This is a genomic window from Limnohabitans sp. 15K (genome assembly GCF_002778285.1).
Taxonomy (GTDB): Bacteria; Pseudomonadota; Gammaproteobacteria; order Burkholderiales; family Burkholderiaceae_C; genus Limnohabitans_A.
Genome location: NZ_NESM01000002.1, coordinates 465,990 through 486,540 on the forward strand (window position 1 = coordinate 465,990; position 20,551 = coordinate 486,540).

Genomic DNA, 20,551 nt, shown 5'->3' on the forward strand with positions numbered 1-20,551 from the left:
GACGAAGCCCAACCCTCAACTGTTTTTGTGAGCCGCGCCCCAAGGGGTCATCTTGATGATCAACACGGTGCTCAGGCCGTAGACGGCCATGCCCGCGCCCACCAAGGCAAAGATCATCCAGGCGGGCGACTGCCAATCGGCCAGCAACCAGCCCCCCACCGCCACCACCAGCAAGCGCAATGTGCCTGCGATCACGGGGCCCACCGCCTTGCCTGCGCCCAGCGACGAGAAATACAGCGACAAGCCCAAACCAAAAAAACCATAAAACGGCCCGGCCCACAAAAAGTAGCTGCCCGCCGACGCGAGCACCGTGGCGTCATTGGAGTAAAGCGAAGTCCAGACATCGGGCACCAAAGTCACGATGAAGCCCAAGACACCCAGCACCGCAGTGGCCACGGCCGCGGCCGTCCAAGCCGCTTGGCGTGCGCGGGCGATGTTGCCCGCCCCAATGGCCATACCCACCAAAGGGACCGAGGCCACGCCCACCGCAAAAGCAATGGGCACCAACAAAAATTCGAGGCGTGTGCCAATGCCATAACCGGCCAAGGCTTCGGTGCCAAAGGTGGCCACCAAGTGCGTCAAGATCAAAATGGTCAGCACGGTCTGAAACGGCGAGATGCACGCCACCGCGCCCACACGCAAAATGTCCAGCAAGTGTTTGCGCTCTAAAGGCGTGTTACGGATGGTCAACCGAATCTTGCCGCGACCCGACGACAAATACCCCCACAAAAAAACCGCCCCGCCCAGGTTGGCCAAGACACCCCCCGCCGCCACGCCGTGCATGCCCAGTTGCGGCAATGGCCCCCAGCCCAAGCCCAGCGCCCCCGCCAGCAGTACCTGCGCCAAAGCCACCACAAACAGCGTGACCGAGGGCACACGCATGTTGCCACTGCCCCGAATCACCGACGACAGCGTGTTCACGATCCACACAAACACCGAGCCGACAAAAGCCACCTCGCAATACGCCACGGCTTGGGCCAGTGCCTCGCCTTGTCCGCCCAAGGCCGACATCATGGGCGCACCCAACTGCAACATCACGAGCATGAAAACCAGCCCCAACGAGATGCCAATCCACAAAGCGTGCACCGCCAGCACATTGGCCCGTGCAGCGTCGCCCGCGCCCAAAGACCGGCTGATGGCAGACGACACCCCTCCGCCCATGGCTCCGGCTGACATCATGGTTTGCAACATCACAAACGGGAACACCAGCGCCATGCCCGCCAAAGCAGGGGCACCAAAATGCCCCACATAACTGGTCTCGGCAATGGCCGCCAGCGCAGTGGCCAGCATGGCCACCATATTGGGCAAAGAAAACCTGAGCAAAAGGGGCAGAACCGGTCCGGTCAACAAGGGGTTGGCTGCAGTGGGTGAATTCATCGGGTTTCCATTTGGGTGGCCAAAGTTTAGAGCATGGCAAGCGCCTTTGCGCCACGTCAACATCACACGGGTCTTGGGGTCTTGAGTTCGATGCCGCACTGAAGCGCGAGGACGAGCGTGTGTCAATGGGTTCTCTTCATCACTTTTAGGGAAACCCCATGAAAAAACACCAACCGATTCAGGCTGCGCTCTTGTGCATGAGTCTGATGTCCGTTTTCGTCGTGCAAGCCGAAACCATGAGCAAGCCCGACTACAAAGCGGGCAAGACACGCATCAGCGAAACCTACAAAGTAGACAAAGCCGCTTGCCATTCGCAGTCGGGAAATGCCAAAGACGTGTGTGAAGAAGAAGCCAAAGGCAAAGAAAAAGTGGCCCGCGCTGAACTGGAATACAGCTACTCAGGCAAATCGGCCGACGGCAACAAAGTGCATGTGGTCAAAGCCAAAGCAGCTTACGAAGTGGCCAAAGAGAAATGCGATGACCTGGCAGGCAATGCCAAGAACGTGTGTGTGCAAGAAGCCAAAGCTGCTGAGCAAAAAGCCTTGGCGGACGCCAAGATGGACAAGGACATCAACAAGGCCAAGAAAACCGATGCCTCAGAAAAGATGGAAGCCGACTACAAAGTCGCCATCGAAAAGTGCGATGGTTTGGCAGGCGATGCCAAGGCCAGCTGCGTGACGGCAGCCAAGGGCAAGTTCGGCAAACACTGAACTTGATCATCGACGGAAAGCCCAGGTGCCTGCTGGTGGTCCACCCCATTCATGCGCTGGCCTGCACCTGGTGATGATCCAACTTCACCACAGCCGGGCGACCCAAAATTTCCAGCAATACCACCACACGCTTGCTAGAGACCGCCTGCACCAGCCCCTCCATACCGACCAGCGCCGTTCCCTTGAGTTGAACCCGCTGGCCTGCCTTCAAGTTGCTTAATTGGACATGTGAGGCTTGGTTGCGCTCTTGCTCCATTTCTCGGATACGCTGGACCAGCACATCTTGCAACCGAGCAGGCTCAAGCCCAAACCGAATGAGCGTGGCCACCCCCTTGGTGCTGCGCACCGCAGCAATGCTCTGCTCCGCTTTGCCGGGTCTAAAGAAAATATAACGTGGAAACATCACCTCAAAAAACGACACCAGCCCTTGCTCAGAGGCTTTGAATTTCTTGTACATCGGCAAATAAACCTCGTAGGCCTGCTGCTCCAAATTTTGCAAGGCCACCTGCTCTTGCCTTGGCTTGGTATAGGCCAAATACCAGCCATCATGAGCCATGTCACTCATGACAACCGAACCAAATTCACTGCCATCGTTCATCGTGACGCTCTTTCCAAATGCAAGCTGTGCCGCTCACAAAAAAGCTCCCCTGCGAACACCTTGACCCTCATGCCCATGGCAGCGGCCTCACGCGCTGTCAGGCCGCTGCTGTAGGGAAAGGTATCGATCATCCACTCATGCCGACCCAGAATATCCAAAGCCTCACGGTGGCTGGCCGGGCAAATGAACTCCACGCCCGCAGAGCCCAGCGCTTGCAAAACTTTTTGCCGAGTCCGCTCAAAACGGAACTGGTGGTGCACAAACAGCTTCGGGCCTGGCAGTTTGGCCAACCACGCCAAAAACCCGCGCGACAACTTGGCCGGGTTTGAAAAAATTACCGGTGTGGACGACTTGTGCATCGGCACCGACGGCATATAGGGCGGCGGCGTGTAGGTCGCATAACCACCCGGAATGTTCACCAATGGCTCCGAGTACAAATGCTGAAAGGACTTGGGTGACTGCCACTCGTCCCCAATCCAGCCATCAAAACTCTCTAGCCCAGTGGTCAGGCTTTGGCCACCCACCCACTTGAACATCTCGCGTGCAGGCTTGGCCGACAAGGCCTTCAGGCCAACAGGGTCCATCCAGCCGCCAAGGTCATACAGCACATCAATGTCAGCCTGGTGAATCCTGCGGGCCAAGGCCTCAGCAGGCATTTCCTGCACATCCACCCATTCGTGCGCCAAAGACTTGAACTGCTCCGTGGCCCAATCCGATTTGTGCCCACGGTTGAACACCACAATGTCACTGCCCTTGGCCACATGTCGCCAGCCCGCAATCGTCATGAAGTAAACAGGCGAGGCGCAAAACAATGGCGATAAAAGCGCAACACGCGGTCGCAACCCGGTAGGTCCTGCTCTTCTTTCTCCGCGTGCCACTAAAGAAGGCAAAAAGTCCTGTGGCAACCTCAAGTGCTGCTTCGAAAAGCCCATGATCAATTGGCTCAAAGTCTGGGCCGATGCATCCCTGTCGTAGACACTCGCCATCAGTGTTGTCAGTCGCGCGTCCACCCCATGCTGAGGGTCTTGCAGCAAAGGCTTCACCCATGCCATTGCCTGAAGCGGCAAGCCAAACACATTGATGGCCAAATCTGCCCTCGCCAACAGGGCGTCGGGGTTAATCGGGTTGGCTTGCAAGACCTGCGTGAATGCCTCATCTGCGGCCTCTGGCTGCTTCAGTGCTTTCAGCGAATTACCCAGCACCACGCGACTTTGCCAAAGCCCTGGCGACAAAGCCAGCGCCTGCAGGGCACTCGCCCTTGCCTGAGCTGGTTGCCCTAAAGCCAGCAAGCACAGCGCCAGGTTATGGTGAACCTGTGGTGCACGAGGCGCCCATTGCAATGCCTTGGCAAAGCCATCGCGGGCGACAACCCAACGCGAATTGGCAAGCGCACGCTGCGCTTGTTCCAGCGTGGCTTGCAGCTGCCCCTGCGCCGACATAGGCTGCTCGGCCATCAGTGCAAAACCTTGGGCACAGCCGAATCGGGCAAGTGCGGATCTTGGCCTGCGGGTTTTGCCACCCCAGCGCTCGCCTCCAGGGGCAATGCCCAGAAAGCCGTCTCGTTCATGCGTTGCAACAACAGGCGCAATTTACCGATCAAATCTTCGCCCAAAGGCAAGGTCAATTGTTTGCCTGTGCCCAAGGCCAACAACAGTGAAGGCCCAGAGGGTGAGACACGTGCCTGCACCGACCTGACCATCACAGGCTCCGCACCCAGCGGCAATCGGTGTACAGCTGCAAACTGTGTGAACTGGGCGTTTTGCTCCAGGGCTTGCTGCTTAAATTCGGCAACAACCTTCGCTTCTTGGGCCTGACCTTTTTGCACAAGCACCTGCACCGCCACATCTTTAAGCTGAAGCAGCAACTGCCCCACCACCGCTCGGGTCAGCCACAGCCGGAACTCCTCATGCGCCGCCGTGGTGAACCGGAACATCACCCGATCCTCATCGGCCACATAGCTTGCGTTCAGTTGGCGAATGCTCATGGCGGGTTCACCGAATCAAATTGATCAAATTGGCGTCTGTCACGCGCTGCCCAAAACCCTGCATGGCACGTGCCCTGAACATGCTGCGGTCTGCGGGGTTCACGCCCGCCTGGTCTTTGGCCCAGTCCACCTCAATCAAAACACTTTCGGGGGCATACACATACCGACCCTGTTGCCGAGCCACCAAAGTCAACTCCGCGTCGGCAAAATGGCTGTGATAGCCCGGAAAGAAAAAGTCTCCACCGTACACACCTTTGACCCAATCACGAGAGGCCAAACCAAACGACGCCAACTCGCCATGCCACTTGCCGTCGTTAAAGCCCAGCAAAGCGGCCGAAGGCTTTTGCAAAGCCTTGAGGGCCAAAGCCATCCAGTCGCGTCCGGCAAATGCATCCTGCGCCATGTAACCCAGCCAAGGGCTGCGCGAAGCCTTGAAGGCTTGGTTCAACACCCCCACAAAGCCCTGGCGCTGCGTATCCAACACGGCCACCAGCAAGCCTTCTGTTCGGGCGCGGCTGCAGGCCAACGCCACGGCACGCTCGGCCATCTCACGGTCGGTGCAAGGCATCACCATGATCGGGCCATCGCTGACCAACTGGGCATCGGATCTGGACAACTGCGTTGAATCAATGAACAAAGATTGCATGAAATTTTCAGAATAACCAAGCTGCAACAGGCCGCTTGAGCGTCAGCAAGGCATCCCAGCATGGAGAAGATCGAGTTCTGCACAAGTTTATACCCGCAGCGCAACCCATCCAGACGTGGTCAAATTGCCTCATGTTCAGCTTTACACCACTCGCGTCCAACACATCACGGACAACCATCCCCTGCGCGGCGCTGCTTTTTTTAGCAGGCCTGTTGCTGACAACTGTTCCACGCCAAGCCCATTCTCAGACAGCCAGCGAAGCTGTCGCACCTGCACCCTCACAGGCATCCACGCCGACACACCTTGCACCACCAGCCAACCCCGTCAGCTGGGGCACAGGCTTTGTGGTCAGCGAAGGTCATCTGCTGACTTCGCTTCACTTGGTGCGCGACAAAACCACCATTTTTGTCGGCCCCGTCGGCACCCTCGCCATAGGACAGCCACGCTGGGTCGTAGCAGAGCTTGTACGTACCGACCCCGCACTCGACTTGGCATTGATCAAAGCTCGCATTGACCTGCCAGCACTGGCTTTACACCCTACGCCAACCGTGCCCTTGGGCTTGGAGATCAGCGTGATTGGTTTCCCTCAACCCCGAATACAGGGCATGAGCAAAAAAATCACCCAAGGCATCGTCAACGGGTATCGCAGCCCCAATATGCAAGCGGCCACCGATGGCCTGATGCAAATCAGCGCTGAAGTCTCTCAGGGCAACTCAGGTGGCCCCGTGCTGGCCCCCGACGGAACAGTGGTTGGCATGGTCCAGAGCAAACTCAACGCCACCCAGGTCGCTGAACGCACCAAGGACCTGATGTTCAATGTGAGCTTTGCGCTGCGCTCATCTGAACTGATTCGTTTCTTGCAGGGCACCGCCGTCCAGCCTCTGCAACGGTCGGTGTCGCTCCAGACGCATCTGCGGCCTTACCAGATCTTCGAACAAAGCCAAGCCTCTGTGCTGGTTGTCATGAGCCGAGGCACAGCACCTCAGCTTGCGCCTCGCTGAACAGCAGGCATCCGGATATCCTCACCCAAACTTGATTTCGGTCGGCGTGATGTTGCGAAGGTACTTTTGAACCCAAGGCTTGCTCTGCGTCTGGCCTAGGTAAAGGTTGCGGTAATTGACCCAGCAAGCCGCCAACCAGGCTGACTGTGTTCGGTGGGCCACATCCTTCATTTCGCGCAACAACTTCTGGTGCACATTGAGCTCACGGTCACGCTCGGGCAAAGCCACCCTTGCCGCCTTGAAGCGCTGGCCATCTGTGCGCAGAAACACAGGCAACAAACGGTCAATGATGGCGGGCAGATAACTGTCCTGCGCCCCCTGCTCCGCGCCCACGATGGGCGCATGCAGCACATCACGCAATGCCGGTGGCATGCGCTTGTCCGCCGTCACCAGAAGCTTGCGCAGCCACGGGATGTAGGCATCCCAAAACTCAGGCGTGCCCACCAGCATGCCGCCCGTAGCCGCCACGGGGGATGGGCTGATCACGCTCAGCTGCTCCAAAGGCAATCCCGAGGCCTCAAAGAAGGCGCGTGCCAACTCCAGAAAGCGCGGATAAAGTGTCTCCGCTTGCAGCCAAGGGTTGTGAAAAACCGCCTCTTGCTGAATGTCGGCACTTGAAAAATACACATCCGACCCTGGCTGCGCCTCGATTTGGCGCACCCAATCGGCCCCGTTCATGCCCGTGCGCTCGGCAAACCGCCACGACACGGCGCCCCACAACTGCGCCCCCTTGGTGGCCGGGTTGGCCTGCAGCTGCGCCCAAACCGACAACTCCAGGGTGTGCGGATCGACCCGGCTGACGTCCAGCGCATAAAAAGCCGAATCCAGCAGCTCGCGCTGCCAAGATTCCGAGTACATCTGAAACACCCGGATGGGTGAATTCAATGCTCGCGGTGGCTGCTTGGCCAAATTGCGCTCCAGTGCCCCTTCCACAGCAGGCGTAGCAGCTTGTGCTGGCACCTGCGGCACAGTCTGAGCCTTTGGGCTTCGGGCCTTGCCAGCTGCCCGCTTTGCGGCCTTGGGGGCCACTGCCTTTTGCGTCGCCTTGACCACCTCTTCTAAGGTTGGCGATGGGCTTTTGGCGACTGCCACTGCCTTGGGGGCCTTCTTGGCAGCTGCAGCTGGCTTGCGGGTGGGAGCTTTGGGTTTGGTAGCCATGTTGGAGTCAACCTGTGTTTTGATGCAGACCTATTCTAAAAGTCATTTGCAGGGCGATGCAGAAATCGCAAGAAGCAATTTTTTAGAGTTAAAGATGAAGCTGAAGCTTGGCACAGCATCCCGCAAGTCAAACACAAAACTGCTGATCCGCTCAGGATCGTCTTTGGCGGTGTCACCCGCAATTTCATCCTCAGAACGAAGCGCTGTCTTGGTCCACTTAATCGGCATGGATCAAGCACCGTATTTTGAAAACACCGCCTTGACTTGATCATCGGTGGCAAATTCCCCAGCATCAGCCTCTTATTAGCATGATCGTGCTTTATATTGGCATGATTGTGCTAAATTAATGACATGTCACTTGCCAATGCCATTTTTACTGACCGTCAAGCCCGCTTGTTTCGCTGGCTGTTTGGCCAACCTGGGCGGTCTTTTTTCTTGAATGAGCTATTGCGCCTGTCGGGTTTGAGCAGTGCTTCGTTGCAGCAGGAGCTCAAGCGGCTCACAGTTGGCGGTGTAGTACTGAGTTCACGCATGGGTAACCTGCGGGTGTTTCAGGCCAATCCCAACAGCCCCTTGTTTCACGAATTGATTTCACTGACACGCAAGACTTGCGGTGTGGAAGCTGCGCTGATGCAGGCACTGATGCCTTTGCGGCCTAAGCTGGCTCGTGCATTCATTTATGGTTCAGTTGCCAAGCAGGAAGACACTTTTGCGAGTGATGTCGACCTGATGCTGGTAGGAGTAGATCTGACTTTGGCCGAGGTGCTGCAGCATCTGCAAACGGCCGAGGAGGCGTTGGGGCGCAAAGTGAACCCGACTTGCTACACGATGCATGAGTTTGAGATGCGTCGGGTCGACCCGGATTCATTTGTTAACAAGGTGTTGGCGCAGCCGACCATCAATTTGCTTGAAGGCGATCAAGATGGCCACTGAAGCATTGGCGAATTTAGCCCGCATCGGGCAACTCAATCGTGTTTCAGTGTTTGCCGCATACCTTGGGCTGGGCGGCACCCCGCTGGCGTGTATTGGATGCAGCCCATCAAAAGCGTAACTTGGCAGAGTACGAGGGCTTTTTGGACATTGAAGAAAGCATGGTGCTTGAGCTTGTGGGTCTGGTGCGTGACTTGATTGACGATGTTGAGAAGTTGGTTCTTTGAAGATGGTTAGGCGCCGTTCAGGCCCCCCCCAAACAAATCCCGCGTGTACACCTTGTCTGCCACATCGGCCAAGGCGTGCTTCGCCATGAAGGCGGCCCGCTCTGATTCGACGCCCCTTCTTTGTTGTTTAATTGGTCAATGGCCACACGTCGCAAACCCTCTACCCAAGCATCTGCTGCGCCCAGCACCCCTGCCCTGCCCTGGGCACGGCATGTGGTGTGTTTTTGGAAACAAAACGATCTGGGACTCTATGGACGCAGGCCCGACCGCTGGATTGAATACTGGCGCCAGCACCCGGGGGTGGAGTCGGTGCTGGTGTTTGAGCCACCCACCACGCCAGCCCAGCTGCAAGAATTGCTGCGGCTGGCCACCACGCTGGACACGCCCAGTGCCAGCGAATACCAACTCCTGCTGCAACAGCTCACGCGCAAACTGCTGGGTCAATGCGACGATGCCAAAGTCCGCTACTGCACCTACTTGGCGGCCGAAGGCCAGCCCGCCGCGGGCACAGCCTATTTGCGCTGGGTGCAAAGCCAGTGCCAGCAAGCCGAGCTTGAGCAACCGCTGGTGCTGCTGTGGCCCGCCTGCTACGCCAACACCGCTTTGATCCAGGCATTAACGCCCAGCCGCATCGTGGTGGACTTGGTTGACGACCAACGCCTGTTTCCCGGCAACGAAGGGCAACGCACCGTCATCACCGAGCAATACCAACAATTCATCGAGCTGGGTCACCGCGTCATGAGCAACTCGCCCGGCTTGGTCGAGACCTTGGGGGCTGAATTTGGGCGCCCCCTTGAGCACCTGCCCAACGCCCTGCTGCCCATGCTGCCCATGCTGCCCCTCGACACCCCAACGGTTGCTTGGCCACCCAGCACCCGCCCCGTGGTGGGTTATGTGGGCAACTTGCGTGGCCGTATTGACATTGACACCCTGTTGCACGTCATGCAGCGCCACCCCCAATGGGACTTTTGGTTTGTAGGCCAAACCCATCGCTCTCGGTTTTATGCGGCGGCCAAAGGCCTGCCCAACGCCCGCTTTTTAGGCACCCTGGGCTATACACAAGCCCAAGGCGTCATGGCCCAGTTTGATGTGGCCATCGTGCCGTTTGTGGCCGATGCCTTGGTCAAGAGCATGAGCCCCATCAAGATCGACGACTACGCCCGCCTGGCCTTGCCCACAGTGGTGCTCGACCCGCAAAACAAAAAAGGCTTCGAGCCAGCACTGCTCGAAGCCTTGAAGGGCAAATCAATCTCAACGTAAAGCTGCAGCTCTAGGCACATCGCTGCTTGCGACGCAAAATGACCGAACCCACCACGCGATCCGGTCATAACGATTTGATCATGTTGTTTTGATGACATTCAGAAGGTTCATACTTGCCTATTCAATGCTTGTTCAGCATGGACTAGGCGATCCATGAGCTCAGAAAACGATGGCGGATTTGTCATGAACATTGGAAGCATCCGCGAGTAGTCCTGTGCCAGCGCAGCTTGCCGATGTTCTGGCGGTACCAGCCTGAATGTCCCCCGCTGCGCCAAATCGTAACGCGCCCAGCTACGGGCAAACACTTTGCTTTTCCAGTTCACCACCCGCTCACGCAAGGCGTCATTGGCCAACATCTCGCCAGCCTGCGGGTGCCCCAACAGACGCACCATGTCAAAGTAGTGCCTCGCGTACCGATCCGGCATCACCGACTCTGCAGGCCGATGAAATTCGGCGTGCAATATCGTGGCTTTTTCCCAAAACGTACGCTCCAGCGCCAAAACAAGCACCTGGCATTGCCAATCAGCAAACAGATCCTCGTAGCTCTGGGCCAGCAATGGTAAAACCTGGTGTGTTTCTGTTGGCTGCTGATCGGTCAAGCTACCAAATTCCAGTTTGACCTCTTGGCGTACGTAATCAAACCCCAATAATTGTGTGCCAGGGTAAGCAAAAAACACGACTGGCGACTTGGTGTCCGCGTCCATCACAAACCGAAGCCACGAACCATTCATTGCTGGTCCCAAGGCCTGCGTGACCGCGGCTTCCAGTGTTGGCAATAACAAACCATAGACTTTTTCAGCGCACAAGCGCTGCATCTCAACCATCGCCATGTCGCGTTTGATGCGGCTCTCCAATGCCTCGAAGCCCGCCACATCTGCGCCCACAAAAGCAGGTTGCAGACTCAAGTCAATGTCTTCAGAGAACCGGTCAATCACCCCAAACACCTTGGACAGTGACGTGCCACCTTTGAACACCAGTTGCCCCGCCCAAGCCGGTTCTTTGAACAGCAGCCCCAGCAACCAAGACACCCAGAAATCTTTTTCCAGCACCACAGGCGAAAGTCGCAGTCCTGCGGCCGCATTTTCAAATGCCAATCGCCTGTCTTGGGCAGACAGTGCTACAAACTTTGCATTCATGGTCTCGCCACCTCCAGCAGCCAAGGCCGCATCCATGCCGGGGCATAAGCCAAGTCCTTTGTCAATTTGACCCGCTCCTCGGCAGGCAGATCGCTGCGCAAACGGGCGATGCGCTCAGGGGTCACATGGTCCTTACCCAAAAACCGCAACGCTTGAATGAGCAAACCGCTCAACCTCCCCGCACAAGCCATGTTTTTGGGTGTGGTGCGCTTGAGCGATATGTGAGTTGGCCCCACAGCGACCTCGCGCGACGGCCCGTCCGTCAAATACACCACTTGGGCAGGAACTTGTTCAGACAGGCCCAGCATGTTTGCCGCATATGCTCCCGCCGGTTGCAAACGCAAACCGTCCTTGCGCTCCAACGCTTGGGCTACCCGTGGTATCTCAGGCCACAACAACCCCAGCAACGGGTGCTGTCGGGGCCAGTCGTACAAACCGCGTGACAACTGCCGGATTTGTCCTGCAGCTACATAACGCATGAGTGCCAACGCCACCGCCGTGCGGCTGCCCAAGTCTGCAAAGTCACTGGGCGTGAACACCCATCCATTGCCCTGCAAGGTAATACGCTGCCATACATGGCTGTCGATAGAGGCGGTATGCTTGGTCATTTTTGAAACAAATAATGCATTTAATTTGTTTCAAATAATGTACCAGATTGCCTGTGTTTAGGCAACTCAGCGCCAGTGGTGCTCGACCCCCAAAACAAAAAAGGCTTCGAGCCAGCACTGCTCGAAGCCTTGAAGGGCACATAAAGGTCACCATAGCCCTAGGTCCCACCACATCAATTTTTATCGCCATCAACTACACGCCAGCCATCAGCACGTCGACCGCACGATTGATGGGGTCTGCCTGGTCTGCCACGCTGCCCACGCGGCGCAAACTTGTACGCCGAACCGCGGCAATCAGGCGGGTGGCAAGCACCCAATGCTGACCATCCAGCGACAGTTCTGGGTTCAGATTTTTGACCACCGGATAGCCGGCCAGCAATGGAATGACGACCACCGCCGGGTCAGGTGGCAGCAGGTCGCTTTCGACCACCACCATCTTCACCCCGTTGTATTCGGCCACGTCATAGCGAATCAGGCGCTCCAAGAGGCACTCCCGGGTGAGGTCAAGATGTCGGCCAGCGGGTGCCCATGACGCTCGTGCCAGGCCGCTTGTGCCGCAAAGGCCTCGGCGTTTTGCTGGAGCCACTGCGCATGCCGTGCACTGGCTACAGCATTTTTGAGCGCCGCCTCGGCCACAGCCGACACATTGATGCCCAGTGCTTTTGCGCCATCCAGCACCTCTGTATCCAGCGTCAGAGATGTTTTACGTTTTGTTGTTGCTGCCAGCATCAAATACTCTATATTAGTACCGCATGAATATACCGAAATTTTAACAACTGTAAAGCGACCCCGTGCAAAATTCATTTAAAGCCAGCGCCCAGCGCTGATCTGAGTTTTGCAGGCTACGCACGCCTGGCCTTGCCCACAGTGGTGCTCGACCCCCAAAACAAAAAAGGCTTCGAGCAAGCACTGCTCGAAGCCTTGAGAAAGAAGTTAGATTGAATCTAAAAGTCTCGGACTTGTTATGGGAAACGGAACACTTCCAAGGCTTCACCAGTAGGGGCTTTATGTCGCCTGCTCACACCAAAGCCAAACCCAAATGAATTCGAATGGCGTCTTCAATCGCTTGCATATCCGACTTACTCACAACGCCAAGTTTCGAGTTTTGCGGATCTCTGTGCCTATAGCAGGATCAAACTCAACCCACCAAACCTCACCGCGTTTCACTCTGCATATCCTTTGCCAAAGCATTGCACCATTCATGTGCATCTGCTTCTCTGGCTGTGTCGGCGGCCATGGCACGGTAGCCATCATCCAAACGTGTATCCAAAACATGTGGGCGGAGCAAATCCTCAATGAACTGGCTCATTCGACGCTTACCGATGGTTCGGTATAGCCCGTCATAAACCACTTCATCCAAAGTAATGGTCATTCGCTTGTGCATAAAAGACCCTTTAAAGCGTTATACGTACAGTGCATAGTATGGCACTGTCATGCCCACAACAACAAAAAGGCCTCGCGCCTGCTTAGCTCGAAGCCTTCAAAAGTCACTCGGGGTAGCTAGATTACATTGGCCTGCTGCATCGCCAATGCCGCTCAAGCATCCCCCCCAAACAAATCCCGCGTGTACACCTTCTCCAGCACATCGGCCAAGTCGGCGGTGGACCGGTTGGCGACGATCACGTCGGCTTGGGCTTTGAAGGCGGCCAGGTCGTTGACGACGCGGGAGCGGAAGAAATCGGGTTCTTGCAGCACGGGCTCGTACACGATCACCTCCACCCCTTTGGCTTTCAGGCGCTTCATGATGCCCTGCACGCTGCTGGCGCGGAAGTTGTCGCTGCCTGCCTTCATGACCAAGCGGTAAATGCCCACCACCTTGGGGTTGCGCTTGAGGATGTCAAACGCCACAAAGTCCTTGCGCGTGCTGTTGGCCTCGACGATGGCCTGGATCAGGTTTTGCGGCACCGTGCTGTAGTTGGCCAGCAGCTGTTTGGTGTCTTTGGGCAGGCAGTAGCCGCCATAACCAAAGCTGGGGTTGTTGTAGTGGCTGCCAATGCGCGGGTCCAGGCTCACGCCGTCTATGATCTGGCGGGTGTCCAGGCCATGGGTGGCGGCGTAGGTGTCCAGCTCGTTGAAGAAAGCCACGCGCATGGCCAGGTAGGTGTTGGCAAAGAGCTTGATGCCCTCGGCCTCGGTGCTGTCGGTCAGCAGCACGGGCACGTCTTTTTTGATGGCCCCCTGCAGCAGCAAATCGGCAAAACGCTGCCCGCGCTCAGAGCGCTCGCCCACCACAATGCGGCTGGGGTGCAGGTTGTCGTGCAGGGCCTGGCCCTCGCGCAAAAACTCGGGGCTGAACATCAGGTTGTTGGTGACGTACTTTTGCCGCATCTGCGCGGTAAAGCCCACGGGCACCGTGCTCTTGATGACCATCACCGCCTGCGGGTTGATGGCCATCACGTCTTGAATGACGGACTCCACCGAGCGGGTGTTGAAGTAATTGGTCTGTGCGTCGTAATCGGTGGGCGTGGCAATCACCACAAACTCTGCCCCTGCGTATGCCTCCGCTTTGTCGAGCGTAGCCCGCAGGTTCAGGCGCTTGCCCGAAAAGAAGGCATCGATCTGCGCGTCTTCAATCGGCGACTCGCGCCGATTGATCATGTCCACCTTGGCGGGCACAATGTCCAGGGCTACCACCTCGTGGTGTTGCGAGAGCAAAGCGGCCATGGACAAACCAACATAACCAGTACCAACAATAGAAAGTTTCATAATTTCAACAATCGACGCCAATATCAGAAAGAAGTTTTTTCATATCTTCTTTATTATAATTACTTCTTGTGGAATTATTAATTGATAAAGCATAATTAATAACCTTTATGGCAGAAGAGGTTTTATTCTTTTTAATCAAAAATTTGGCCATTCTATAAATTCTGTCATACGATTTTTTAATATAGGAACGATTAATTTTAGGATCAACCCCAGCTACTACATTTTCAAAAATAAATCGGACTAAGTTAATCTCAGCATAAAATGGAGCACCATGACCAGAGAATTTTATTGCTTTAATAATAGATTTTTCGTAACAAGGAGCTATACGCTCATTAACATAACTATGATCCGAAACCAATTGAGGATCATAAAATACATAACATAAAGAAGATGATCTTAAATTGGATAAATATTCATGTGAAAAATCAGGCACCTTGTAACCATAACTAATATCACAAACAGGATCTATGCCAATTCTAGGCGAAAAAACTATTGGAATTATTCCAAATGGTATTGAATAGTACAATGCAGCATAGCCCCCCCCGGAAGCCCCATAAGAATAAACCTTTTTGTAATTTAAAATAACAGATTCAGCCGCAGAAAAAAAATCCTCCAAAGAAAAATCTTGATAAAATTTGTAAATTCTATGATTTACGGATAGAACATCAAAACCCATTTTCAATAAAAATAACTCCCCCCAACCCAAACCCTCAGCATAATCCTCATTAATTGGATTAGTCGAAGGATGAGCCCCCTGAAAAGTAATAACTAAAACATTCGACCGCGGATTAGTCCCAGAATGAATTAAAGAGTAATTTTCATTTAAAAAAATATTATTCCTAATTGTTTTTGTATTTGTATTTATCATTGCTTTTTAATTTTAAAGGTCTTTAAATGAATTGGATTGTATTTATACCCATTTATAAAATCAAATATATTTTTAAGAGGCAATGAATTTAAATAAGAAAGCTCACACTCCCACCAATTCGTTGTTAACAAAAATGAAATAATTTCGGGTGCAAAGCGCATTCCAATTTTGCGCGCAGGCACACCCGCATAAATAGAGTAATCCTCTACATCTGAAGTTACCACAGCATTAGCGGCAACTATTGCGCCATGTCCTATACGCACACCGCCCATTAATACAACTCCATCACCAATCCAAACATCATTCCCGATTATAGTTTTTCTTTTGGGTGGATCAATTTTAACAAATTCACTTTCAGAATCGGTATATCCTCTAGAAGATACACCTCTTAAAATCGGTGATGTTGATAAAGCTGAAACCAAATGCCGACCTGCAGCTATACTAACTCGTCGTCCTATTGAACAATAACGAGATATAAATACACCACCTTCATCAGCGCGGACATATCCAGAAGAATTTATATAACTATATGCCCCAACAAAGACAACACCTTTTCCTAGGATTTGACTTTGTACTGAAGCACCAACCTCAAAAGAAAAGCCATCCAAATTACCTTTCAGATTAGCCGAAAGGGGTTCATCAGAAAAATCTGTAGGGATATTAACAACATCATCATTAGTAAAATAATTTAATTTATCGACTAACAGCATATATACCAAATAAATGAATAATCAATTAAAACCAATTGGAGGAGAGTTAAGATTAGCCTCAAAAACAAGCTGAGTTTGCTTATCATCTGAATTTAAATATTCATTGTACAACGACATGCCTTCGACATTGTTCAAATCCGAAAGCCACCCCTCCCCCCGGCTTATGCAAATCATTGGTATAGATTTTTGCTTAGCATATCTTGCAAACCACAAATCAACCATACCCGTATTTCCTATATTATCCAGGCCGAATTTAATGGTATTTGAGTGATAACAAGTTGTACCAGTTCCTAAAATATTAACTAAAAAATCACTCTCAACGGCTAACCGATATGTTTTAGTTGAACGAGATTTTTTATCATGGTAACGTGCGAAAGATTTATTTATTAAGGTACCATGCAAGCCGACTATAGCGCGACAGCCGTACTGCATACATTTTGCAACAAGGTAAGAAACATAATATTTGGGATAATTAAGATCATCATCAAAAGTGATGTGAAAGCAACTCGGCAAGTTCTCGGCAAATAAAAACTTACCATTATCACGCAGATCACCATATTTTTTTGATTGTGTAACAATTATTTTGGGGCTATTCAAATAATCTGGCACATCTTCATATCCATTTAGATGCACTCTAAGAATATCCACTTGATCAATAATCTGTTTGACAACTTTTTCAAACGTATTTTTTCGTGGAGGATAAGTTGCTATTGAACCAATTATCAAATCACCCTGATTAATTAATGAAGACCTCATACCCCCTGAAATAGGAAATTCTCTAAATCTTGCTGGAAATGATAGTTTGGCTAAATTTCCAGAATTTTCATGCCAGCGCTTGTATCGCTCAACATAAATTTTTCGATCATCTGAAAGAAAACTTAATGGATCAGCAATATTTTTGAGATCCATATGAACAGGATTTTTTCCCGTTAAAGAGTTTTCGGCTAAAGGAGCCACATAGCAAACCTTATTCAAATGAATAAACGATTTTGCTCCATACCTCATCTTTATTCTTGAATGAAATTCATCGTCAGCCGCTATTCGAGTAGTATCAAAAAAACCAAAATCATCGAGTATTTCTTTTTTAAAAGCCAATGTTGGATAACCCAATCTTTCGCGTAACCCTCTATTAAGAACAGGACTCCCCTCTTTATCAACCCGTATCCAATTTGTATAACAAAAATTTAAATTACTATTTATTAATAAATCATATTGCAAACTCAGCCTATCTTTTTCTGATATATCGTCAGAGTCATGAAGAGCAATTACTTCGCCTTTAGAATGTAATATACCTAAATTTTTAGCCCAATAAGTTCCCCTATTTTCATACAATCTAAGACACGTTACTCTAGAGTCACGTGCCGCATAAGAATTTACTATCTCAACCGTATTGTCAGAGCTAAAATCATCAACAACTATCAATTCAATATCACTTAAACTCTGCGAAATAACGGAATCAATGCTCTTTGAAATTGTTCCAGAAGAATTAAATGCCGTCATAATAACGCTGACTTTTGGTTTTTTCTTGTGATTAAAATTAATTGCTCCAGACCCAACCGAATCCCCCACCAAAGATAGATTTGATTTACTTATTTCTCTTTTTATCAAATAATCAATAGCCCCAAGGTTGCCCACCATATCTCTACGTTTAAATAAATTTATTAGTTTTTCCATGTTTTTTAAATATTAAAAAGTTTATATTTTATCAATTTAAATACTATACTTACATATTCTAATATTAACTATTTTACAAGTAATTAAATCGAAATTTTTTATTATATTTAATATAAAATTAAACCTCAATTTAATTTTCATATTTTCATCACGATGCGTAGGCCTTTTTAGATATTATCAATTACTCTCAATATAAACGTGCACACTAATGAACATCACCTCTTAATCAGCAAATCGTCACTTATTTACGTAACAAATTAGACCGTAGTATCTTGCTTTAAACCTTTCTGGAGCGCCGCGCTAACCTGTTCTATTTCGGACACCCATAAGTCATACCCTAAGGTGGTTACAAAACGCTTGAAAATTTTGTCTACAACTAGTTTACTAAGCGAAGCACCAATATGAGCAATCACGTGACTGTCTTGGCCATCCAATTCATATTCATTTGTTTTGTTTTTATTTCGGCCTGCACGGTGTATGCTGATACGCAAAAATTCACCTTGCTCATCCTTGCTGTTCGGCTTGAAGTTCACAAAAGGCAGCACCGCACCTTTCCAAGGTCGGAAGTCCATGAAGAACATTTGCGGCGAGGGGCCAGACTTGAGCGTTTTGTATTTGATGCCCAGCTCAAACACGCACATGGGCACGCGGGTGTTACGGCTGCTCAAGTCGCGAATGGCCACGCGCATGACTTCGGTGCCAGCTTCTGGCTGGGTGACGGCCATGACTTCGGCGCTCTCAAAGTGCACGCCTGAAGAAACGGCGTCCAGCTGCTGCGTCAAATCGCGGGTGATGTTGACCCAGTGCAGGCGGTCGGCCTGCTCGCGCAAGTTCAGGCGGTTGACTTGGCTGCCCATTAGGACCAACAAGCCTTTGACCATGCGCCACTGGCTGGCCGATAGACCAGACACGACTTGGGCCTGCGCCTTCCCATAGGCACCGGGGGCACCCGGGGCGATCAACAAGCGATCGCCCTGCTCATCTTTGAATTCTTCGGGCCAAGGCAACAGGCTGCGGGCCACGCCGCCTTTGCCGTCTTTGTCAGCGGGGCGGAACTCCATATAGGGCACGCCGTCTCGGCTGCCCAGCAAAAGGCTCAGCTTGGGCACAGGCGCATCTTGCCCCACCCAGAGGTTTTGCACGTCCAGCCGCAGGCAGCGGTGGTCTTTTTCGTTGACGATTTCTGTGGCCGCTATTTGCTCGGCGTCTGCCCAGGTGGTCAGGCGTGTGAGCACGCGGTCCAGGCGCTCTTGCAATTGGCTGCGTTTGTGATCGGTTTCTTTGTTCTTGAGGAAGTAGCTTTCCAGCTCTTCTTGCACCTGGTGCAGTTGTTTGAGCAGCAAGTCATTTTCTTGCTGGGCTTCTTGCAGGGCTTTGGTTTGCTCGGGCAAGGTGGCTTGTGTGCTTTGCAGCTGGGCGGCCAGGTCGGCGGCTTTCTTCTCAGCGGCACTGGCTTTGGTTTGGGCGTCGGCGGCTTTTTTGTCTGCTTCGGCTTTGGCTTTGCTCAGCTCTGCGTTGGTAGCATCGGCCTTGGCTTTGGCGGCATCCAAGTCAGCCGCTTTCTTTTCGGCTGCAGTCGCTTTGGCTTGGGCGTCTGCAGCTTTTTTGTCTGCATCCGCTTTGGCTTTGTCCAGCTCAGCTGCTTTCTTCTCGGCGGCGCTGGCCTTGGTTTGGGCGTCGGCGGCTTTTTTGTCTAATTCGGCTTTGGCTTTGCTCAGTTCAGCGTTGGCGGCATCGGCCTTGGCTTTGGCGGCGTCCAGGTCTTTGGCTTTTTTCTCAAGGTCTTTCAGCTTTTTGTCCAGCTCGGCCACTTTGGCCTCGGCATCGGTTTTGGCTTTTTCGGCAGTTTGAAGCTGTTTTTTGATCTCTTCGCGGTTCAAAAAGATCTGCTCCAGCTCTTCTTGCACCTGGTGCAGTTGTTGCAGCAGCAGCTCGCCTTCTTGTTGCTGGTCTTTCAGGGCTGCTTGGGCTTTGGTTTTTTCGGTCTGCAGGTCTTCTGCCGCCTGCAGGGTCTGTCGTTTGTGCTCGGCCTGGGTTTGGTCCAGCTGGGTTTGCAGGTCTGCGTGCTGGGTTTGGGCGTGGGCCAAGTCGGCCAGGGCGGTTTGCAGCTCAAACCGGGTTTGCTGCAGCTCTTGGGCCAGCTGTTTACTCTTGCCAAAAAAGCCAAACAGGTTCCAGCCGCTGCTCGTTTTGTCGGCGGCCGGGGTGGCCATGACCTGGGTGTTGGGGTTGAAGAGTGCGGTGGTGGCTGCGTCCAGCTTTTTTTGCAGGGCACGGACGGCGCCCAGGTTGGGCAGGCGCAGGTTGGTTATGTCTGCGGCATCGGGCCAAGCGTTTGTGCTTGAGCTTAGGCTTTGGCCTTCGAGCTTTTGCCACTCCAGCTGTTGCAGGCCCAGCTTTTTGGCGCAGGTGTGGGCCAGGCGCAGGGGGTGTTGGGTGGCTTCGTGCAGGTTGAACAGCACAGCGCGGTTGCCCATTTTTTGGGCAAAGGCCAGCAGCTCTGTGTTCCAGGCCAGCCAGGCTTGGGCCAGGGTGTGGATGCCTTCGTCTGTGGCTTCGGGCTGGGCCAGGCGGTACAGGGCCACAGCCTGGCCCAGTGGCACATGGCCCAAGGCAAAGCGGGTTTGCGGGTCCACCCCCGCCCAAAAGGGCAGCACCCAGGTGGCACGCTCGTCGGCCAAACCCCAGGTGCTCTGGTTCATGTTGGCCAGCAGCAGGTTGATGGCCAGTTCTTCCCACATCTTGCCCACCGTCAGGCTGGTGCTGGGGGTTTGCAGGTGGCCTGTCAGGCCTTGGGCGGCCAGCAGGCGGGTGTGCCAATCGTTCGGGCCAATGCTGCCTGCCGGGCTGGCAGCTGGCAGTGCAGCGGCCAGGCCAGCTTGCTGCAACAGGGGCAAACAATGTTCTAGGCCGCTGTAGGGGGCTGCGCTGGCGATCAGGATGTTCATGCGGTACAGC

The 20,551-nt window shown here is 53.0% G+C and carries 21 protein-coding genes; 5 read left to right on the forward strand and 16 right to left on the reverse strand.

Going from position 1 to position 20,551, the window contains the following annotated elements:
- Positions 1-15: 15 nt before the first annotated feature.
- Positions 16-1,377, reverse strand: coding sequence for an MATE family efflux transporter (locus B9Z40_RS11085; RefSeq protein ID WP_199172546.1), 1,362 nt, complete (start codon positions 1,375-1,377; stop codon positions 16-18).
- A gap of 158 nt (positions 1,378-1,535) precedes the next feature.
- Here B9Z40_RS11085 and B9Z40_RS11090 point away from each other — a divergent pair, with 158 nt between their 5' ends.
- Positions 1,536-2,087: a hypothetical protein gene (locus tag B9Z40_RS11090; protein WP_100173402.1), complete on the forward strand. Its 552-nt coding sequence runs from the start codon at positions 1,536-1,538 to the stop codon at positions 2,085-2,087.
- 49 nt (positions 2,088-2,136) lie between these two features.
- On the opposite strand, the gene B9Z40_RS11095 is transcribed toward B9Z40_RS11090, so the two are convergent.
- Genes B9Z40_RS11095 through B9Z40_RS11110 form a run of 4 tightly spaced genes read right to left on the reverse strand, consistent with a single transcriptional unit; the run spans position 2,137 to position 5,315 of the window.
- The gene (locus B9Z40_RS11095) at positions 2,137-2,685 is read right to left on the reverse strand and encodes a transcription termination/antitermination protein NusG (protein WP_100173403.1); all 549 of its coding nucleotides are present in this window, start codon (positions 2,683-2,685) and stop codon (positions 2,137-2,139) included.
- Positions 2,682-4,139 carry a hypothetical protein gene (locus B9Z40_RS11100; RefSeq protein WP_100173404.1) on the reverse strand — a complete coding sequence of 486 codons (1,458 nt, stop codon included), beginning with the start codon at positions 4,137-4,139 and terminating at the stop codon, positions 2,682-2,684. The genes B9Z40_RS11095 and B9Z40_RS11100 overlap by 4 nt, the downstream gene beginning before the upstream one ends.
- Positions 4,139-4,669, reverse strand: a complete 531-nt coding sequence (locus B9Z40_RS11105) for a hypothetical protein (RefSeq protein WP_100173405.1) — start codon at positions 4,667-4,669, stop codon at positions 4,139-4,141. Before B9Z40_RS11105 ends, B9Z40_RS11100 begins: the two co-directional genes overlap by 1 nt.
- 7 nt (positions 4,670-4,676) lie before the next feature.
- Positions 4,677-5,315 carry a glycosyltransferase family 2 protein gene (locus B9Z40_RS11110; protein ID WP_143473970.1) on the reverse strand — a complete coding sequence of 213 codons (639 nt, stop codon included), beginning with the start codon at positions 5,313-5,315 and terminating at the stop codon, positions 4,677-4,679.
- Between the two features lie 212 nt (positions 5,316-5,527).
- On the opposite strand from B9Z40_RS11110, the gene B9Z40_RS11115 reads away from it, so the two are divergent.
- On the forward strand, positions 5,528-6,316 hold the full coding sequence (locus B9Z40_RS11115) for a serine protease (RefSeq protein WP_158238083.1): 789 nt from the start codon (positions 5,528-5,530) through the stop codon (positions 6,314-6,316).
- A 21-nt stretch (positions 6,317-6,337) separates the two neighbouring features.
- On the opposite strand, the gene B9Z40_RS11120 is transcribed toward B9Z40_RS11115, so the two are convergent.
- Complete coding sequence (locus B9Z40_RS11120; protein ID WP_100173408.1) at positions 6,338-7,474, reverse strand: hypothetical protein; 1,137 nt, start codon at positions 7,472-7,474, stop codon at positions 6,338-6,340.
- A gap of 22 nt (positions 7,475-7,496) precedes the next feature.
- On the opposite strand from B9Z40_RS11120, the gene B9Z40_RS17125 reads away from it, so the two are divergent.
- From B9Z40_RS17125 to B9Z40_RS11140, 3 genes are all read left to right on the forward strand, one after another.
- Positions 7,497-7,742 (forward strand): hypothetical protein, encoded by a 246-nt coding sequence (locus B9Z40_RS17125; RefSeq protein ID WP_158238084.1) that lies wholly within the window; start codon positions 7,497-7,499, stop codon positions 7,740-7,742.
- A gap of 167 nt (positions 7,743-7,909) precedes the next feature.
- The gene (locus B9Z40_RS11130; protein ID WP_143473972.1) at positions 7,910-8,407 is read left to right on the forward strand and encodes a nucleotidyltransferase domain-containing protein; all 498 of its coding nucleotides are present in this window, start codon (positions 7,910-7,912) and stop codon (positions 8,405-8,407) included.
- Between the two features lie 362 nt (positions 8,408-8,769).
- Positions 8,770-9,891, forward strand: a complete 1,122-nt coding sequence (locus B9Z40_RS11140) for a glycosyltransferase (RefSeq protein WP_100173412.1) — start codon at positions 8,770-8,772, stop codon at positions 9,889-9,891.
- A gap of 107 nt (positions 9,892-9,998) precedes the next feature.
- On the opposite strand, the gene B9Z40_RS11145 is transcribed toward B9Z40_RS11140, so the two are convergent.
- The 10 genes from B9Z40_RS11145 to B9Z40_RS11190 form a co-directional block, all read right to left on the reverse strand.
- Entirely contained in the window at positions 9,999-11,027 is a 1,029-nt protein-coding gene (locus B9Z40_RS11145) for a nucleotidyl transferase AbiEii/AbiGii toxin family protein (protein WP_158238085.1), read from the reverse strand.
- Positions 11,024-11,635: a DUF6088 family protein gene (locus B9Z40_RS11150; protein WP_100173414.1), complete on the reverse strand. Its 612-nt coding sequence runs from the start codon at positions 11,633-11,635 to the stop codon at positions 11,024-11,026. The genes B9Z40_RS11145 and B9Z40_RS11150 overlap by 4 nt, the downstream gene beginning before the upstream one ends.
- A gap of 193 nt (positions 11,636-11,828) precedes the next feature.
- Positions 11,829-12,119, reverse strand: a complete 291-nt coding sequence (locus B9Z40_RS11155) for a CcdB family protein (RefSeq protein ID WP_199172547.1) — start codon at positions 12,117-12,119, stop codon at positions 11,829-11,831.
- A complete protein-coding gene (locus B9Z40_RS11160) occupies positions 12,107-12,364 on the reverse strand; it encodes a type II toxin-antitoxin system CcdA family antitoxin (protein WP_199172548.1) in 258 nt (85 codons plus the stop codon). Before B9Z40_RS11160 ends, B9Z40_RS11155 begins: the two co-directional genes overlap by 13 nt.
- Before the next feature lie 424 nt (positions 12,365-12,788).
- Positions 12,789-13,019: an addiction module antitoxin gene (locus B9Z40_RS11170; protein ID WP_100173415.1), complete on the reverse strand. Its 231-nt coding sequence runs from the start codon at positions 13,017-13,019 to the stop codon at positions 12,789-12,791.
- 152 nt (positions 13,020-13,171) lie between these two features.
- Positions 13,172-14,341, reverse strand: a complete 1,170-nt coding sequence (locus B9Z40_RS11175) for a nucleotide sugar dehydrogenase (RefSeq protein WP_100173416.1) — start codon at positions 14,339-14,341, stop codon at positions 13,172-13,174.
- Positions 14,342-14,345: 4 nt separating this feature from the next.
- Positions 14,346-15,209, reverse strand: a complete 864-nt coding sequence (locus tag B9Z40_RS17130; RefSeq protein ID WP_143473973.1) for a hypothetical protein — start codon at positions 15,207-15,209, stop codon at positions 14,346-14,348.
- Positions 15,206-15,919 (reverse strand): CatB-related O-acetyltransferase, encoded by a 714-nt coding sequence (locus tag B9Z40_RS11180; protein ID WP_100173417.1) that lies wholly within the window; start codon positions 15,917-15,919, stop codon positions 15,206-15,208. Before B9Z40_RS11180 ends, B9Z40_RS17130 begins: the two co-directional genes overlap by 4 nt.
- Before the next feature lie 21 nt (positions 15,920-15,940).
- The gene (locus B9Z40_RS11185; RefSeq protein ID WP_100173418.1) at positions 15,941-17,593 is read right to left on the reverse strand and encodes a glycosyltransferase family A protein; all 1,653 of its coding nucleotides are present in this window, start codon (positions 17,591-17,593) and stop codon (positions 15,941-15,943) included.
- Between the two features lie 257 nt (positions 17,594-17,850).
- Positions 17,851-20,541, reverse strand: a complete 2,691-nt coding sequence (locus B9Z40_RS11190; protein WP_100173419.1) for a hypothetical protein — start codon at positions 20,539-20,541, stop codon at positions 17,851-17,853.
- Between the last annotated feature and the right edge of the window lie 10 nt (positions 20,542-20,551).

What these genes read in the sequence shown, in the direction of transcription:
- B9Z40_RS11085 (WP_199172546.1), bottom strand. Translation starts at nt 1,377, where the DNA reads ATGAATTCACCCACTGCAGCCAACCCCTTGTTGACCGGACCGGTTCTG.
- B9Z40_RS11090 (WP_100173402.1), top strand. Translation starts at nt 1,536, where the DNA reads ATGAAAAAACACCAACCGATTCAGGCTGCGCTCTTGTGCATGAGTCTG.
- B9Z40_RS11095 (WP_100173403.1), bottom strand. Translation starts at nt 2,685, where the DNA reads ATGAACGATGGCAGTGAATTTGGTTCGGTTGTCATGAGTGACATGGCT.
- B9Z40_RS11100 (WP_100173404.1), bottom strand. Translation starts at nt 4,139, where the DNA reads ATGGCCGAGCAGCCTATGTCGGCGCAGGGGCAGCTGCAAGCCACGCTG.
- B9Z40_RS11105 (WP_100173405.1), bottom strand. Translation starts at nt 4,669, where the DNA reads ATGAGCATTCGCCAACTGAACGCAAGCTATGTGGCCGATGAGGATCGG.
- B9Z40_RS11110 (WP_143473970.1), bottom strand. Translation starts at nt 5,315, where the DNA reads ATGCAATCTTTGTTCATTGATTCAACGCAGTTGTCCAGATCCGATGCC.
- B9Z40_RS11120 (WP_100173408.1), bottom strand. Translation starts at nt 7,474, where the DNA reads ATGGCTACCAAACCCAAAGCTCCCACCCGCAAGCCAGCTGCAGCTGCC.
- B9Z40_RS17125 (WP_158238084.1), top strand. Translation starts at nt 7,497, where the DNA reads ATGCAGACCTATTCTAAAAGTCATTTGCAGGGCGATGCAGAAATCGCA.
- B9Z40_RS11140 (WP_100173412.1), top strand. Translation starts at nt 8,770, where the DNA reads ATGGCCACACGTCGCAAACCCTCTACCCAAGCATCTGCTGCGCCCAGC.
- B9Z40_RS11145 (WP_158238085.1), bottom strand. Translation starts at nt 11,027, where the DNA reads ATGAATGCAAAGTTTGTAGCACTGTCTGCCCAAGACAGGCGATTGGCA.
- B9Z40_RS11150 (WP_100173414.1), bottom strand. Translation starts at nt 11,635, where the DNA reads ATGACCAAGCATACCGCCTCTATCGACAGCCATGTATGGCAGCGTATT.
- B9Z40_RS11160 (WP_199172548.1), bottom strand. Translation starts at nt 12,364, where the DNA reads ATGCTGGCAGCAACAACAAAACGTAAAACATCTCTGACGCTGGATACA.
- B9Z40_RS11170 (WP_100173415.1), bottom strand. Translation starts at nt 13,019, where the DNA reads ATGCACAAGCGAATGACCATTACTTTGGATGAAGTGGTTTATGACGGG.
- B9Z40_RS11175 (WP_100173416.1), bottom strand. Translation starts at nt 14,341, where the DNA reads ATGAAACTTTCTATTGTTGGTACTGGTTATGTTGGTTTGTCCATGGCC.
- B9Z40_RS17130 (WP_143473973.1), bottom strand. Translation starts at nt 15,209, where the DNA reads ATGATAAATACAAATACAAAAACAATTAGGAATAATATTTTTTTAAAT.
- B9Z40_RS11180 (WP_100173417.1), bottom strand. Translation starts at nt 15,919, where the DNA reads ATGCTGTTAGTCGATAAATTAAATTATTTTACTAATGATGATGTTGTT.
- B9Z40_RS11185 (WP_100173418.1), bottom strand. Translation starts at nt 17,593, where the DNA reads ATGGAAAAACTAATAAATTTATTTAAACGTAGAGATATGGTGGGCAAC.
- B9Z40_RS11190 (WP_100173419.1), bottom strand. Translation starts at nt 20,541, where the DNA reads ATGAACATCCTGATCGCCAGCGCAGCCCCCTACAGCGGCCTAGAACAT.